The following is a 15,414-nucleotide window of genomic DNA, read 5'->3' as shown; positions in this document are numbered from 1 at the left end:
TGCCCGTTCTTGAAAAGGTACAACATCTCAGTTAACATAAACAAAATACTCCTCGTACTATGCGAATAATTCATACTGCTGACTGGCATTTAGGGCGACGTTTTCGAGGGATCGATCGCACTTTTGAAATTGCGATCGCCCTCGAACAGATTTTGAAGCAAGCAAAAGCCTTGGATGTGGATGCTGTGCTCGTTGCGGGCGACATTTTCGACGTACCCAACCCTCCCGCTTACGCCGAACGCATTGCTTATAACTTTTTCTGCGAACTACAAGCCGCCGGAATTCCCGCAATTGCGATCGCCGGTAATCACGATTCGGCCTCCCGCATCGACAGCATCGCGCAATTGCTTTCCCTCGCCGGTGTTCGCGCTTTAGGCAAACCCAGGCTTTCCGCCGACGGCGGCACAATTACTCTTAATACAAAAAGTGGTAAACTTTGTGTGGGAGCGATGCCTTTTGCTTCCGAACAAAGACTGTTAGATGCTAATTCTCTCTGGCAGTCGGGCGATGCCGATCGCCGAAAAGATTACCGCGAAATCGTAGCATATTTACTCGAAGATTTAACCAGAGAGTTTAGAGACAATACTGTCAATTTTCTCATGGGACACATGAGCATTGACGGCGCTCGATTGACCAAATCCGAAGTCGCTTATTACACGCGAGAAAAATACCTGCTATCATCGCAAACTCTGCCGCCGGAAGCTCAGTATGTTGCCCTCGGACACATCCACATTCACCAGCGGATTTCTGAGACTTCTCCCGCTTATTATTCCGGTTCCTTGATTCAGCTAGATTTTGGAGAAGCGGAACAGGAAAAAGGATTTTGCTTGATAGAAGTTGAGCCGGGAAGTCAGGCAAAGGTGGAATTTAAGCCTGTGGCTTGCCACAAGCCGTTAAAAGTGCTTAAATGTCATAACGACAATCTCGATGAAACTTTACAAGCTCATCAGTACCATCCGGGTTTCTTGAAAGTAATTGTCGAACTGGACAGTCCGCAAATCGGACTTGCCGATCGAGTGCGCCAAATCTGTTCTCAAGCGCTGTTAATTGAACCGCGCTATCCAGATGCAGCGCTAGAAGCAACAGAAATAACTAATATCGATCCCAATAATTTTGATCCGGCAGCCGAGTTTTGCAACTATTATCAAAACCGATTGGGAACGACACCGAAACCGGCAGTATTGGAGGAATTTAAAAATTTGTACAAGAAGTTTAAGGAAACAGTTAACAATTAAATGCGTAAAAAGATACAATCTACACTCTCAAATTTTACATAGTTTTAAGACGGAAACCCACGCTCAATGTCGCTTGTAGTCGAGTCTAGATCCCCCTAAATCCCCCTGATTGTTGGGGAGTAGGGGTTGACTTTGATAATACTCTTGTTCCCCCCTTATTAAGGGGGGTTAGGGGGGATCGGGAAGACTGTAGAAGGAAGACACTAGACCGGAATATAACAATCTAAAACCCCAAATCTAAAATCTAAAATCAGTATGCGTCCACTCGAACTTATTCTCGAAGGATTTACCAGCTTCCACCGCGAACAGCGTTTAGATTTTTCTCAACTCGATTTGTTTGCCATTACTGGTGCTACAGGTGCGGGCAAATCTTCACTGCTAGATGCCATGACTTACGCTCTTTTTGGCACGACTACTCGCAGCGGCAAACAAGTAAGTGATTTGGCAAGTCAAGGCAGCGAAAATTTAAAAGTGCAGTTGCGTTTTGCTGTGGGTTCGGCACAGTATCGGGTGACGCGAAGGTGGCGTTTTCGTCCGAAATCTCCCGAAAATAAGGTGATTTTGGACAACTGGCAAAATGGCCAATGGGAAACTTTGGGGACGAGTATCGTTGCTGTTCAAAATACTATTGAACAGATTTTAGGAATGGATTTTGATACTTTTACGCGCGCAATTGTTCTGCCTCAAGGCAAGTTTGATGAGTTTATTAAAGGGGATACTTCAAAACGTCGGGAAATTTTGCGGCAGCTAGCAGGATTTGAGATTTTTGAGCAGATGCGGAAGGAAACAAATGAGCTCGCAAAGTTGCTGAAACAGGAACGGGAAATGGTGGAAAGGCAGCTAGCGGATTTGAGTGCGCCGACGGCTGATGAGGTGGATCAAAGACGATCGCAACTTTTGATTTTAGAACAGCAGTTGCCCGATTTCGATCGCGCCGTTATGAAAGCTCAGAAGGCTCTAGATGAAGAGGAACAGCTATTTTCGCAAATCGCTCGCTGGCAAGAGTTACAACAACAACTGACCCAATTAAATGCTAATTCTGCTGAGGTTGCAATTTTAGCACAGCGTTTAGAAAGAGCGCAAGCTGCCAATCATTTACAGGGAGATTGGGCTTTAGTGCGATCGGCTCGCACTCAGTATGAAACTGCGGAAAGTGCCTCGGTGGCAGCGCGAAAGCAGTTAATTAAAGCTCGCTCTGAGCTGGCAGTAGAGCAGCAGCAACTTGACGCGGCAAAAGCCAAAGAAGAGGTGCTAGCGCCACAAATTAAGGCTCGCGAAGATGCTCTAGCTGCTGCTAAAGTATATGAAGAACAGCGCGCTCAATTAGAAAAAGAAGTTGCGCTTGCCCAAAAAGTTCAACAGGAAAAACTCCGCTTTTTTATGGCAGCAGATAAAGACCTGCAAGCTGCTAACACTAAAATTCAAGGCGCGGGTTTTCGAGTTACTCAAGCAGCGGCACAGCTCGAACAGTATGCGCCGGGAGGAAAGCGTTTAGAGCGATTGCAGCAAATTTCACCCTTATTGATGGAACTTCAGCTAATTACCAAGCAGCAAAAGACTCAGCAAGAACAGTTGGATAAATCTCTGGCAGATAAGGAAAAAGCTCAACAAAATTATGTGAAGGCTACCACTAATTTAGAAGCCGTTGAACTCAGGCTAAAAGAGTGCGCCCGCGAGTTAGAAGTGGCCCAAACCGCTAATGCGGAAGCGGCACGTTTAGAGAGTGTTGCTGCTATCAGAATGTCGCTGAATTCTGGCGATACTTGCCCGGTGTGCGGGGGGGTGCATCCTGAGAGCGAGAGCCTGCCTCCTTTGCCAGATTCTAATATTGTCGATGTCGCTGGTTTGCGGCGGAAATTGGCGGGGGCAAATCAGCTTTTTCAAGATGCTCAAAGGTTGGCTGCTGAGGGAAAAAGTGCAGTGGCAGCCTGCCTGCAAAAAGAGTCGGAAATTGCTCAAATGCTCGAATTAACTGCGAATAGAGTTGCAGAATTGCAGCAGCAAATCACTCAAGTTCTGGAAAATTCTCAGTGGGAAAGCTTGGGGTTGCAGCAGGAGTTGGCAATCCTTAAAGAGAGCGATCGCCAATACCGCGAAACCGAACAGCAGTTCCAACTGGCATCATTGGAATATGATAATTTTCAGGAAAGATTTAATTTGGCGGTGGCGACTCAAGCAGCTAAACAGCAGGAATATCAAGATGCGATCGCCGAATCAGACCGCCGCCAGCAGCAGTTCCAAAGTTGTGTAAATGCGCTTTATCAAATTACCGAATATCAACCTTATGCTAATTTAGCAAAAGTCTTAGAACAAGACAAACAAGACTTGGCAAATCTGCTTAAAGTTGCCGAAAAATCATATCAAACTGCTCAAAATAAGGTTATTCAAGCAGCAGAGAGAGAGCAACAAGCTGGAGAGGCTTTTGGGCAAGCCCAGGCTCATAAACAGCAGCTAAACCTCGATTGGTCAGCAAAATTAACGGCGGCTGATTTCACAGAAGAGACCTTTTTAGCAGCGGTTGCGACAGTTAAGGAACAATCAGAATGGGAAAATGCTATTCGCTTTCACCGCGAATCAAAAATTCAGTTAGAGACGCGGGCAAAAGATTTGAGCGAGGCGATCGCAGGCAGAACTACCGATGAGAATAATTTAGCACAAGTGCGATCGGCAAAACATACCGCCCAAGAAAACCTCAAACAAGCCAACAACAACCGCGCCGAACTGTTAGCTTGGATTCAAGTAGCAGCTCAAAATCTCGAACAAGCCGAAAGACTGTCACAGCAAATCACAAATTTCACAGAACAAGAGCAAACTTATCACACCTTAGCGCAGAACCTCAAATCCAACGAATTTCAATCCTACATTTTAGAACATTTAGAAGCAGAATTAGTCGGCAGCGCCACATTAATTTTGCAAGAATTAACCGAAAATCGCTACAAACTAATAAACCAAGACGGCGAATACTGGGTAGCAGATAATTGGAACGGCGGCGAAGCTAGACGAGTGCGTACTCTTTCCGGTGGCGAAACCTTTGCCACTTCCTTATCAATGGCTTTAGCTTTGTCAGAAAAACTGTCTCAAGGAACTCACTTGGGCAGCTTATTTCTCGATGAAGGATTTGGCACTTTAGATACCGAAACTCTCGAAAGCGTTACTCAAATTTTAGAATCTTTGCGGCAGCGAGACAGGCTGATTGGAGTGATTACCCACGTTAGAGAATTGGGCGAAAGATTGCCAGCACAAGTTAAAGTCTTTAAGTCGCCGCAAGGTTCTAAAATAGAAGTTGAAAGAGTTTAAGTCTCTACTTTTTGCGATATATTGTAGTTTTTCTAGAATTGTGTTTCTTCTTCTGTAAAGATAGGAGGCCACAATTCTGAAACGGGCAATTCCCAACCGGGGAAAAGTTCTGGTAATGTTAAGATATCGCCATTTTGTAAAATTTGTGGTTCGCCAGCCGCTCGATAAATCTTCACTGTTTCTGCATCAGGATCGATCGCAATTCCGACAATCGATCCGAGCTCAACAAACTTCAAAACCTTGGTTTCGATTGGCTTAAGGCGATCGCTTTGAGACTTAATCTCTACCACAAAATCGGGAACCAACTGTCCAAAATAACGCGGACTTTGGCGCAATCGTGCGGCGCGCACAAAGGAAACATCGGGGGCTTTGACGTTAGTATCTGGCATAATAAAGCCGCCTGCGGAGTCAAAAACTCGTCCGAGACGGCGGGGATTTACCCAAGCGAAAAGAAAGGCAATGAGACGGCTGCTGATTTCACTGGATACGATGTCAGATGGGCCCATAATTGAAAGTCTCCCGTCTTCTAGTTCAATTTGGTAATCTAAACCAGCTTCAGAAAAAGCCTTTTGAACTTGCTCAACATCTTTGACAGTCATCGTTGACATAGGAACTTTCTCCCGTTATGAGCTGATATTTCATTTTAGCACGATCGCTATTTTCAATCTATAATTTAGTCAAAAGTTTAGACTTTTTACTTGTTTGTCGGCACTTGCTAAGTTATAATGATCGCAATAGATACTTTTTGAATATAGTAAAACTATTTTTTAAATCATGTCAGCCAAAGATATCTTTCACAACACAGTACGTGCGGCTTTGGAGAAAGATGGATGGACAATTACTCACGATCCTCTGTTTCTAAAAGTAACTTCTCAAGTAAAAATGCAGATAGATTTGGGAGGAGAGAAATTACTTTCTGCCGAAAAGGGGAGGCAAAAAATAGCAGTAGAAGTAAAAAGTTTTGTGGGCTTGTCGGCGCTGTCAGAATTCCATACGGCTGTTGGTCAATTTCTTAATTATCGAGTAGCATTGGAAAAATTGGAATCAGAACGAGTGCTGTATTTGGCAGTGCCTACAGATATCTATCAAGATTTTTTTACAGACTCGTTTGTTCAAACTGTGTTAGAACGATATCAAGTAAAGATGCTGGTTTTTCATGTGAAGGGACAGGAGATAACATTATGGAAAGATTAGATTATCGCCAGTTAGTTCAGAAAGTCATACATCAACACGCGACAGAGCAGTCTGAGCAAGATGTAGAAACCACTGAAATTGTTTTCGATACGGAACGCGACCGCTATTTATTGTTGTATGTGGGATGGCGGGATGAAGAACGAATTCATGGATGTCCCATTCATGTTGATATCAAAGATGGAAAGATTTGGATTCAGCGCGATTTTACGGAAGCAGGAATTGCCAATCAATTTCTAGAATTTGGAGTCCCTAAAACAGATATTGTGTTGGGATTTCGATCGCCTTATGTACGGCAATTTACTGGATTTGCGATAGCGTAGATCATTAAATAATCTCCCAAACAACAAAATTCCTACAACCCCGACTTATCCAATGATTCGGGGTTCTAATCTGTAAGTTATGTCAATTTAGTCAAACCCCCCCAAGAAACAAATATTATATGAAAAATGACCCCACTCGAATGCAATCAGTACAGTCGCCAATAATTCCAGTAGTAGGCGAACTGATTCGCCAAAATCCGGGAACAATATCTTTAGGACAAGGTGTAGTTTACTACAATCCGCCACAAGAATCATTTGAGAAAATTCCCGAATTCTTCGCAAATCTCGACAATCACAAATATAAAGCTGTCGAAGGAATTCCACAATTACAGGATGCAATCGCAGCCAAACTCAAAACCGATAACGATATAGAAATTAATAGCAAAAACTGCATTGTCGTTACCGCCGGTAGCAATATGGGATTTACCAACGCCATTCTTGCTATCACCTCAGCGGGGGACGAAGTTATTATCCAATCACCTTATTACTTCAATCACGAAATGGCGGCAATTATGGCAAATTGCCGACCTGTGATAGTAGAAACTGACGCCAAATATCAACTTAATCTCGATGCTATAAAAAAAGCAATTACCGACAAAACGCGAGCCATAGTTACCATTTCACCAAATAATCCCACTGGTGTTGTTTATTCAGCCGAAGCACTCCAAGAAGTTAACGAAATTTGTCGCCAGCACAACATATATCACATCAGCGATGAAGCCTACGAATATTTTACTTATAACGGCGTCAAACACTGTTCGCCCGCCGCTTTTCCCAACAGCAGCGAACATACAATTTCCCTGTTTAGCCTCTCCAAAGCCTACGGTTTTGCGAGTTGGCGGATCGGGTATATGGTAATACCAGAACACTTGCTCGTTTCTGTGAGAAAGATTCAAGATACAATCTTAATTTGTCCGCCCGTAATTTCTCAGTATGCAGCCCTGGGAGCCTTGCAAGTTGGTAGAGGTTACTGCGATAATTATGTAAGGGCGATCGCATCCGTGCGCCAACTGGTATTAGACGAACTCAATACCATCCAAAATTTGTGTACAATTTCCCCAGCCTGCGGAGCATTTTACTTTTTCTTGAAAGTTGATACTGAAATCGATACAATGGAATTAGTAGAAAAATTAATTCGCGAATATCACGTAGCAGTGCTTCCCGGTACCACCTTCGGCATGGATAACGGCTGCTATTTGCGGGTTGCTTACGGTGCTTTGGAGAAAGCAACCGCCACCGCAGGTATTAGGAGATTAGTTAAAGGTTTGAAGACAATTTTAAACAAGTAAAATAGGAAGATTCAACATGGTTGCCACTAATTTAAAAGCAAATACAAATATCCAAGATACCTCCGCTGCAAGACTGGCAGACTTGCGCGATTTGATGGCAGATTATGAATTAGATTGCTATTACATCCCAGCGGTTGACGAACACTTAAATTTATCCGTTCCAGCAGCGAAGCAGCGGCGAGCTTGGATGTGCGGTTTTACGGGTTCCGCTGGTGATTTGTTGGTTGGCAAAGATTCCGCTTGGTTGTTTGTGGATTCCCGCTATTACGAACAAGCCGAATTGCAAGTCGATACTGGAATTATTCAAATATCGAAACTCGGCTTAGAAGGAAATTTAACCTTAATTGAAACTTTAGAAAAATTGGCTGTAGAATCAGCCAAAAAATCAACTAAAATTCGCATGGGTTTTGACCCGTTTACCGTAGCGACAGAGCAATATCAAAATTGGGTGAAAAAATTTGCAACTGCGGAGATTGAACTCATACCAATCCCGGAGAATTTGACCGACAAAGTGCGATCGCAAACTCCTTGGCAAACAGCAGAGACTTTACCCGCGATTGATGCAGAGCCCATATTTAGCTTACCTGTATCCCTGACAGGAGAAACTGCGGCCGAAAAATTAGCCAGAGTCAGGGAAGCGATGCAAAAAGCCAACATTGATGTGCTTCCGATTACCAACCTCAATCAAATAGCGTGGCTGTTCAATCTCCGAGGCTCGGATATTCCCCACATTCCCATTTTCATATCCTATGCCATTGTCACCACAGATTCAGCGTTTTTGTTTACAAATCCTGAACGAATTTCCCCCGAAATCAAGCAAGAATTGAGGGCGGATGTAACTTTGCTTCCCTACGCAGACTATCCGCATACATTAGAAACTTGCGTAAATTTGCCACATAAAGTTCGGGTACTTTTAGACCCAAAACACAGCACAGCAGGCACGTACCAGTTAATATTAAACCATCAAGAAGCACAGTTTTACAACATCGAAATAGTTTTTGAGACACATCCGGTAGAAGGGATTAAAGCTCGCAAAAATCCCGTAGAAATCGAGCAGATGAAATCAGCCAATTTCAAAGCAAGTCGAGCGAAAACTTTGACTTTAAAGTGGTTGACAGAACAGCTAAAAAATGGTAAGGTAGTTACCGAGTTTGATGTCAAAGAAAGCATCGAACATTTTTACCAGCAAGAAACAGATTTTCAGACTTTAACTTTTAGAACGATCGCCGGTGCGGGAGCCAATAGCTCGATCGTACATTACGGAACCCCCAGCCCAGAAATAACGTTAAAACCGGGGGAACTGCTGTTATTGGACTCAGGAGCGCAATATTTAGCAGGTACAACCGACGATACGAGAACAGTAAGTATCGGAGAACCGACGGCGCTACAAATAGAACACTACACAACAGTCTTAATCGCGCACATCAACTGTGCAATGCAGCAATTTCCCAAAGGAACAACGGGAGCGCAATTAGATGCGATCGCCCGTGCGGTATTATGGCAAGAACAGCTAGACTACGGACACGGTACAGGGCACGGAGTCGGCGCGTTTTTAGCCGGTCACGAAGGGCCCAACGGCATCAGCAAATCTGTGCAGTATCCCCTGGAAGCCGGAATGGTAACAAGCATCGAACCGGGATATTACGAACCGGGATGGGGCGGAATTCGCATCGAAAATCTCTATGTTGTCAGGGAAATGCCATCCAAAAACGGTTTGGTTTGGTACGGATTTGAATCGCTGACGTATATTCCGTTTGAGCGCAAATTAATAAATGTCGATCGGCTCTCAAAGACTCAACTCGCATGGTTAAATAATTATCATGGTGCTGTAGTCGAGAAACTGGAACCCGTACTTGATGCAGCAACACTTGAGTGGTTGAAAAAAGCCTGCGCTGCGTTAGGTTAAGCCTTGTAATTTGTCGCACATTTAACTTGTGCACCTGTTTTTCGGGAAACTCTTGTGGGGTGGGCACGCGATCCCGCCCCAAAGGTACAAAATAGCACATATCAGATAGGGACACGGCACTGCCATGTTCCTACTGTTACCTAGTTACATAGTTACACTTCTCAGGATAAAATCACCTACTGATAAATAGCTAAAACTATTACTATAGAATTTTAGGGTTTCGGGCAATTAGGTGATTTAAGTCACAGTATATGCAGACGACTACTGTTAAATTCATAATGATAATCACCCAAAACAAGGGGGTTAAGTTTTATGAAAGCCGAATCAGAAGTATCTATTTCTTTTGCCATATCTATCTTTTCAAATGAAAAATTTACACCTGATGATTATAGACTAACCTATAAATCCTATGAAGAGCTAGGTCTAATTTGTGAGAATTGTAGAGAACTTGTCTTTTTTAAGCAAGGTATAGAGAGAGTTTCTCACTTCTCTCATTTCAAAAGTACAGGAAAAAATTGTGAGTGGAGAAGGAGAACATCGAGCAATAGCAATACACAACACACTGATTCAGAGAGTAGAGAACAAAGCTTAGAAAAGTTCCAGAATAAATTTAAAGGGATTATTGAACGAGCGATAATTCAATATCACAACATCTCATCTCCTCAGTTTCTTAGTCAAATAGTTAACGGTAAAATCTTAGTTGCTGAATATAACATTAATATCGAGGCGTGGCTAAGGTGGTTTAATAAAAAGAAAAACAGAAACAAGGTTGAAAATGTCGCACTAGCTTTGTATCAGAATAATGAGTTATTATCTAATATAAATAGTAGAGTTATTTTAAATTTACTTGATTACTTGTGCGTTTCTGCTAGTAAAGATATTTTGAGAGATATCCTTTATTATGTAGTTTTTGTGGTGAATAAGGAGATAGGTGTTAATAATGATTTCGAGAAAGTTTGCTGTAAAGTCATTGAAATAATAATTTTTGCTGATTGGAAAAAAGAATACGAAATCGCACCTATCACATTCAAAGGGATTGACCACCCTAATGTAGAGGAAAAAACTCCTAAAGGTCAAATCAAGGTAGAGCAGCAAACACCTAAGCCTATTAAGTTGGAAAATGAGAAAGTAGTTACAGGGTCTGCCAAGTTTGTAGATGTAATTGGTACGACTCCGGTTATTATGAAGCTTAACCCATCTACTACCGGATACAAGTTAACCGCTTTACCTGTTAAACTCCCAGACTCTTTCTGTTACGACTTAGCGAGATATATTGCTGGTAACATCCCAAAAATGTCAGCTATCACCTACCTACATAAGGAAATAACCCGACTACAAGCTTTGTCTACTGAGTTTTTCGGCGGTATTCCTCGCACTGACTTGATATCAATGTTAAACAATTTGAAAGAGGGAGTAATTGCAGATAAAAAAATAGACCCTGCTAACTTTATCACATCAAAAAACAAGCTAAGAGAGGAGTTAAATAAATCCCCCTTCTTGACTAGCAATAGGGAGCAATATTACGGCTTTTATGAGTTAGCCATAGTTACGATAACTCAGGAAGTAGAGGACAAGGAATACCAGTATAGGTTAACTAATCTCTCACCCGATGATAAAGCCTTCTACCGTCACAATCTGCCTAGTGTACTTAACTGGGTTCGTAGGGTTACTCACAATCTAAGATCACACTTCAATGTCAATAAACCAGATACGGGGGAAATTAGGAAGTATCTACAATCTAAGTTTGATTATTCCAATTGCAAGCTTAATGTTTACTACGGGGAAAAACAACCGCGCAAGGGCTTAATCATGGAAATATCGCACCAGGGGCAAGTAATTTCTGAGCATCATATCCAAATAATCGATCCTGCTAACACAGAGAAAAGATACACCCGAACCAATGAAGAAGGAAAACCCGAACAACATGACAGACATTATGGGATAATCCCCACAAAGATAACTGTTACACCCTCTTTCAACGATCATAATGATGATGAGATATTTTATGCTCTACTAGAATGCCAAAAAACAGATAGAGAGTTAGTAACTTTTGCTAAAGCTCAACTATCTAAGGTGATTAACAAGTACATATCAGCTAACAGGAATAAGTTAGTAGGGGAAAATAAATCAGCCGTACAAGTTACAGTTGCCAAGAGTGTGGGCTTCATTGATACCGGGCATGGGTATAATGCAATCAAGAAAACCTTTCTTAAGTTCTTACGTCCTTTCACTTCTGAGAGTGCTGTAAATATGGGTAAGGTAGTAGACCTAAAAACCCTTAAGCCTTACACGGATCACGATTCAACTTTTTTACTTGAGAAGATGACAGCAGGCTGGAAAACTTGGAATAAGGCAAGCGATCGGATAATTGAATTAGGTCAACAGTCATTTAGAAAGGAAAACCCAGGAAAACTAATGCTAAATGTGCATAACTTGATACAGTCTAATCCTGAGTTAAGCTCGCTAGTATGGGATGACTTGATTAACACTTTCTATCATCTCTCTCAGTTGTCTATAGGGTTTAAAAGCTCAAAGGGTGTTATCCTTACGCCTTTTGATATTTACTCAAATGATCTTCAACGATGGCAACATAGAATCAAAATTCAGTTAATCTCTATTCTTAAAGATGGAGATAAAACTAGAACATTAGGGATTGAGTCATTGTTGCAGAGAGAGATAGAGGATCTATATTCTACATTAGATCGCCTATCCCCTACTTGGAATACTAACCAAGATATCAATAAGCATCTAGCAGAGTTACACGATTGCTTATCTGCTGCTAAAAAACTTAACCCATAAGACCAACTAGCTAGGTTATACCCGGTAAGTTATCCTAGCTCTTTCTACTAAAAGCATTCAACCTTTGACTTAGGTCAGTAAAAAGAATGAATATTTAGTAGATTTAAACAAATAAAACAGGTATATACCCTACTAATGTCAACCTGCTCTAAATCCCTATCTAGCTTAGCTTTACTTCCCACTTTTTATAGACTACTAAGATAGGACATTATATCAGAAAGCCGAGCTTTAAGAGCTTAGTTGGGTATGGGGTTCTAGACCCACTTCATACCTAAAAATAAGACCAAGGCTCGAAGTTTCATCAAGCCTTGGTCTTATCAGGAAAGCTGGTGACAGGATTTGAACCTGCGACAGGCTGATTACAAATCAGCTAGCTTTAACTACTTTTGAGGTAAACCAACGGCTTGAAGCTCTACTAGATACCCTCTGTCAAAGAAACTGGGTATGAGGCGGGTATGAAATTTACCAATACCCAGAATCATGTTTATCACCCCTGATCACAGCAAAGATGGTGTAGTAGCTAAGTACGGTAAGGTTTCGGTAGAGCGATTCCAAGGTAGCTATCGTATCCGCTGGCGGTTCAATGGTCAGCGTTACGTAATAACAGTCGGTAAAGCTGACACTGATACTACTCTTAAGGTAGCCAGTGCTAAGGCTCAAGAAATCAACAGCGATATCCTCATGGAACGCTTCGATGAGAGTCTAGCTAAATATTCTCCTAAACACGCACAAGCACTAGCACCTGTACAACGGGTAACTAAGCTTAATCTAGCAGATGTTTGGGAACACTACAAGCAAGCCCATGTACAGCGAGTAGCTAAAACAACTCAAAAAAAAGACTGGAAAGAAGTAGAGAGGTGTTTAGCTAAAGTTTCCAGTGAAGCTCTTGACCTTGACAATCCTCACTTACTATTGCAGGAATTATTGGAGCATTACAGTTCCAGCACCTTAAAAAAAGCAATTGCTAACATCAATGCTGCCTCCAACTGGTCTGTTGAAACTAAGTTAATCAGTGATAATCCCTATCACAATCTCAAAAAGCAACTGCCTAAAGGACAAAAAAGCAAACGTTCTAAAGAATGCTTTGAGCCTGAAGAAGTTAAACGCATTATTCAGTCATTCTCAAGTAATGAATTCTGTTCACCTGCTAGTGCTTACTTTCATTCCTACTACTCTGGTTATGTAGAGTTTCTAGCTTTAACAGGTTTCCGACCAGAGGAAGCAATAGCTCTCAATTGGAATGATATCAAAGAAAGAAATGGGAGGACTGTGATAGTGGTTAGCAAAGCCTACTCAAAGGGAGAGTTAAAGGATACTAAAACCTACAATACTCGAATTTTCCCTTGCAATGACCAACTTCTTAGCCTCTTAAGACGCATTCCTAAACGTCAAAATGAAAATAATCTAGTCTTTCCTAGTGTAGAGGGAGGATATCTGAATCAAGATAATTTTCTCAATCGGCAATGGCGTCCTGTAGTAATCAAACTGTACCAGTCTGGAACAATTAGCCAATACCTACCCTGTTATAATCTTCGGCACTCATTCATCACTCGCTTAATTCGGGATGGTTATGATCCATCTACCGTAGCAGCACTGGTAGGCAATAGTCCTCAAGTTATTCTAGACCATTACCTAGCAGCTAAGAAGGATTTAACCTTACCTGAGTTGTAAGTCTCGTAAATAAAACAGAAAATCAAGAGGATAGAGGCGAAAAACTTCTATCCTTTTCATTGATGTGCGTTGGTACGGTAAACCGAACATGATATTACGGTTATTTTGACCTTGATTATTCGGTCGATTCAATTAACGACTTTATATAATGAGTAATAGGTAAACACTGAACCTTGACAATTTAGGAGTCTCTTATTTTCTTGTCTTACAAGCAAGAACTTAGAGATTCTCGGTTTCTAGCGATTTTGCTATGGCAATCTCCGTTAGAACATTTTCGGGGTGTTTATATGATTATTTCCTCTCTATTTTTGACTATTTTTTAATATGACGAACTACCAAGGAACCAAAGCAATTATTGCTAATAACTTTGCTGATCGGTTAAAGCTTAACAAAGTCACCAAGGATATTTACTTGGATGGAGAACTATTTGACTTACCTAAGTTTAGGCATCAGGTTTTTCTCCACCATAATACAGTCCTAAAAAATGATAAGTATATCTATGAACTAGCCCACATCTACGCTAGGAAAAATTTATTTTCTCCCTTAGAGGATTACTTAAGTGAATGCGAGTCTAAGTTCCCAGATATAGACTACAAAGATGTTTTTAGAGAGCTTAATGAGAAAGTCCTACATATTGACCCTGATTCCTTAGAAGGAGTATTTTTACCTAAGACTTTAGTAGGTGCAGTAGCTAGAGTATTTCAGCCCGGTTGTCAATTTGATACTGTACTTATACTTAAAGGTTCTCAAGGGTTTTATAAGACTTCTTTCTTCAAAGCATTAGCAGGAGAGGACTTATTTACTTCTATGACTTTGCAAGCTTATAGCAAAGATGAACAGATGGTTTGCAATAGTAAGTGGATTATTGAGCTAGGAGAGTGTGAAGATAGTCTTACACCTTATCTCTTAAGTAAATTAAAGGGGTTTATTACGAAAACAAGCGACACCTATCGCAAGCCTTATGATAGTAGACCGATTACACTACATCGACAGTTTATTCTGGTAGGTACAACGAATAAAGATAAGTTTTTAGTTGATCCTACAGGTAATAGAAGATTTTGGTGCTTAGATGTAAACGAGAAAATAGATATTGACTGGGTAAAAGAAAATAGAGATTTGATTTGGGCTAGTGCTGTTAAAGCCTATAAAGATAATTATCCTATCTACTTAAATGAAACTGAGCAAGAAATGCTTAATGCCCTAAATAAAAAATATGAAGCAAATGATATGTGGGAAGATATAGTAGCTGATTGGGTAGAGAAACAACAAGAGCCTTTTGTTTTGAGCGATGTCTTAACTCAGGCTATAGGAAAAGAACCTAAGTCTTGGACTAGAAAAGATGAAGAAAGGATTACTAATATTCTGACAGGTTTAGGCTTAGAAAAACCCACTCAAACTAGCAGGGTCAACGGTAAGCCGGGTAAATACTGGCGAGTACCTGTGGCTGTAACTAGGTAATTGCTCAGTTACGTTTGAGTTCCAAGCTGAATCCTTTATATATCACGGGGTTCAGCTATTTTGTAACTGTGTAACCGTGTAACTGTAACATTTTAACTAATCCTTTGGATCGATCGGTCAATCTAGTTAATTGATAGACCCGGAGAAAATAAAGATCCAATGGTGTTAAACCCACATTCCGCAGATGTGATTATCTTACTGGTATTTTTCAAAAATCAAAGCCATAAAGCTTTTTTTAGTCTAAC

At 41.3% G+C, this 15,414-nt stretch carries 10 protein-coding genes; 9 read left to right on the top strand and 1 reads right to left on the bottom strand.

The window, feature by feature from the left end; all coding sequences use genetic code 11:
• Positions 1–59 precede the first annotated feature (59 nt).
• Together QUB11_RS24055 and QUB11_RS24050 are read left to right on the top strand one after the other, a co-directional pair.
• Entirely contained in the window at positions 60–1,235 is a 1,176-nt protein-coding gene (locus tag QUB11_RS24055) for an exonuclease SbcCD subunit D (RefSeq protein ID WP_333206302.1), read from the top strand.
• Positions 1,236–1,490: 255 nt separating this feature from the next.
• Positions 1,491–4,532, top strand: coding sequence for an SMC family ATPase (locus QUB11_RS24050; protein WP_333206304.1), 3,042 nt, complete (start codon positions 1,491–1,493; stop codon positions 4,530–4,532).
• Positions 4,533–4,564: 32 nt separating this feature from the next.
• On the opposite strand, the gene QUB11_RS24045 is transcribed toward QUB11_RS24050, so the two are convergent.
• Positions 4,565–5,140 (bottom strand): Uma2 family endonuclease, encoded by a 576-nt coding sequence (locus tag QUB11_RS24045; RefSeq protein ID WP_333206305.1) that lies wholly within the window; start codon positions 5,138–5,140, stop codon positions 4,565–4,567.
• Positions 5,141–5,306: 166 nt separating this feature from the next.
• Between QUB11_RS24045 and QUB11_RS24040 the strand changes: the two genes are divergently transcribed.
• From QUB11_RS24040 to QUB11_RS24010, 7 genes are all read left to right on the top strand, one after another.
• Positions 5,307–5,726, top strand: a complete 420-nt coding sequence (locus QUB11_RS24040; protein ID WP_333206306.1) for a XisH family protein — start codon at positions 5,307–5,309, stop codon at positions 5,724–5,726.
• Positions 5,714–6,046 carry a XisI protein gene (locus QUB11_RS24035; protein ID WP_333206308.1) on the top strand — a complete coding sequence of 111 codons (333 nt, stop codon included), beginning with the start codon at positions 5,714–5,716 and terminating at the stop codon, positions 6,044–6,046. Before QUB11_RS24040 ends, QUB11_RS24035 begins: the two co-directional genes overlap by 13 nt.
• 119 nt (positions 6,047–6,165) lie before the next feature.
• Positions 6,166–7,335: a pyridoxal phosphate-dependent aminotransferase gene (locus tag QUB11_RS24030; RefSeq protein ID WP_333206310.1), complete on the top strand. Its 1,170-nt coding sequence runs from the start codon at positions 6,166–6,168 to the stop codon at positions 7,333–7,335.
• Between the two features lie 16 nt (positions 7,336–7,351).
• Positions 7,352–9,241 (top strand): aminopeptidase P family protein, encoded by a 1,890-nt coding sequence (locus tag QUB11_RS24025; RefSeq protein WP_333206311.1) that lies wholly within the window; start codon positions 7,352–7,354, stop codon positions 9,239–9,241.
• A 312-nt stretch (positions 9,242–9,553) separates the two neighbouring features.
• Complete coding sequence (locus QUB11_RS24020; RefSeq protein ID WP_333206313.1) at positions 9,554–12,040, top strand: hypothetical protein; 2,487 nt, start codon at positions 9,554–9,556, stop codon at positions 12,038–12,040.
• A 480-nt stretch (positions 12,041–12,520) separates the two neighbouring features.
• Entirely contained in the window at positions 12,521–13,711 is a 1,191-nt protein-coding gene (locus QUB11_RS24015) for a tyrosine-type recombinase/integrase (RefSeq protein ID WP_333206314.1), read from the top strand.
• A gap of 324 nt (positions 13,712–14,035) precedes the next feature.
• Positions 14,036–15,169, top strand: coding sequence for a virulence-associated E family protein (locus tag QUB11_RS24010; protein ID WP_333206315.1), 1,134 nt, complete (start codon positions 14,036–14,038; stop codon positions 15,167–15,169).
• The last annotated feature ends 245 nt before the right edge of the window (positions 15,170–15,414 follow it).

This window comes from Microcoleus sp. B6-A1 (assembly GCF_036705085.1).
Taxonomy (GTDB): domain Bacteria; phylum Cyanobacteriota; class Cyanobacteriia; order Cyanobacteriales; family Microcoleaceae; genus Microcoleus.
The sequence above is the reverse complement of the archived record's forward strand: the minus strand, read 5'-3'. Positions and strand labels throughout refer to the sequence as shown.

Coding starts and splice junctions, on each gene's coding strand:
- QUB11_RS24055 (WP_333206302.1), top strand. CDS start 60: ATGCGAATAATTCATACTGCTGACTGGCATTTAGGGCGACGTTTTCGA.
- QUB11_RS24050 (WP_333206304.1), top strand. CDS start 1,491: ATGCGTCCACTCGAACTTATTCTCGAAGGATTTACCAGCTTCCACCGC.
- QUB11_RS24045 (WP_333206305.1), bottom strand. CDS start 5,140: ATGTCAACGATGACTGTCAAAGATGTTGAGCAAGTTCAAAAGGCTTTT.
- QUB11_RS24040 (WP_333206306.1), top strand. CDS start 5,307: ATGTCAGCCAAAGATATCTTTCACAACACAGTACGTGCGGCTTTGGAG.
- QUB11_RS24035 (WP_333206308.1), top strand. CDS start 5,714: ATGGAAAGATTAGATTATCGCCAGTTAGTTCAGAAAGTCATACATCAA.
- QUB11_RS24030 (WP_333206310.1), top strand. CDS start 6,166: ATGAAAAATGACCCCACTCGAATGCAATCAGTACAGTCGCCAATAATT.
- QUB11_RS24025 (WP_333206311.1), top strand. CDS start 7,352: ATGGTTGCCACTAATTTAAAAGCAAATACAAATATCCAAGATACCTCC.
- QUB11_RS24020 (WP_333206313.1), top strand. CDS start 9,554: ATGAAAGCCGAATCAGAAGTATCTATTTCTTTTGCCATATCTATCTTT.
- QUB11_RS24015 (WP_333206314.1), top strand. CDS start 12,521: ATGTTTATCACCCCTGATCACAGCAAAGATGGTGTAGTAGCTAAGTAC.
- QUB11_RS24010 (WP_333206315.1), top strand. CDS start 14,036: ATGACGAACTACCAAGGAACCAAAGCAATTATTGCTAATAACTTTGCT.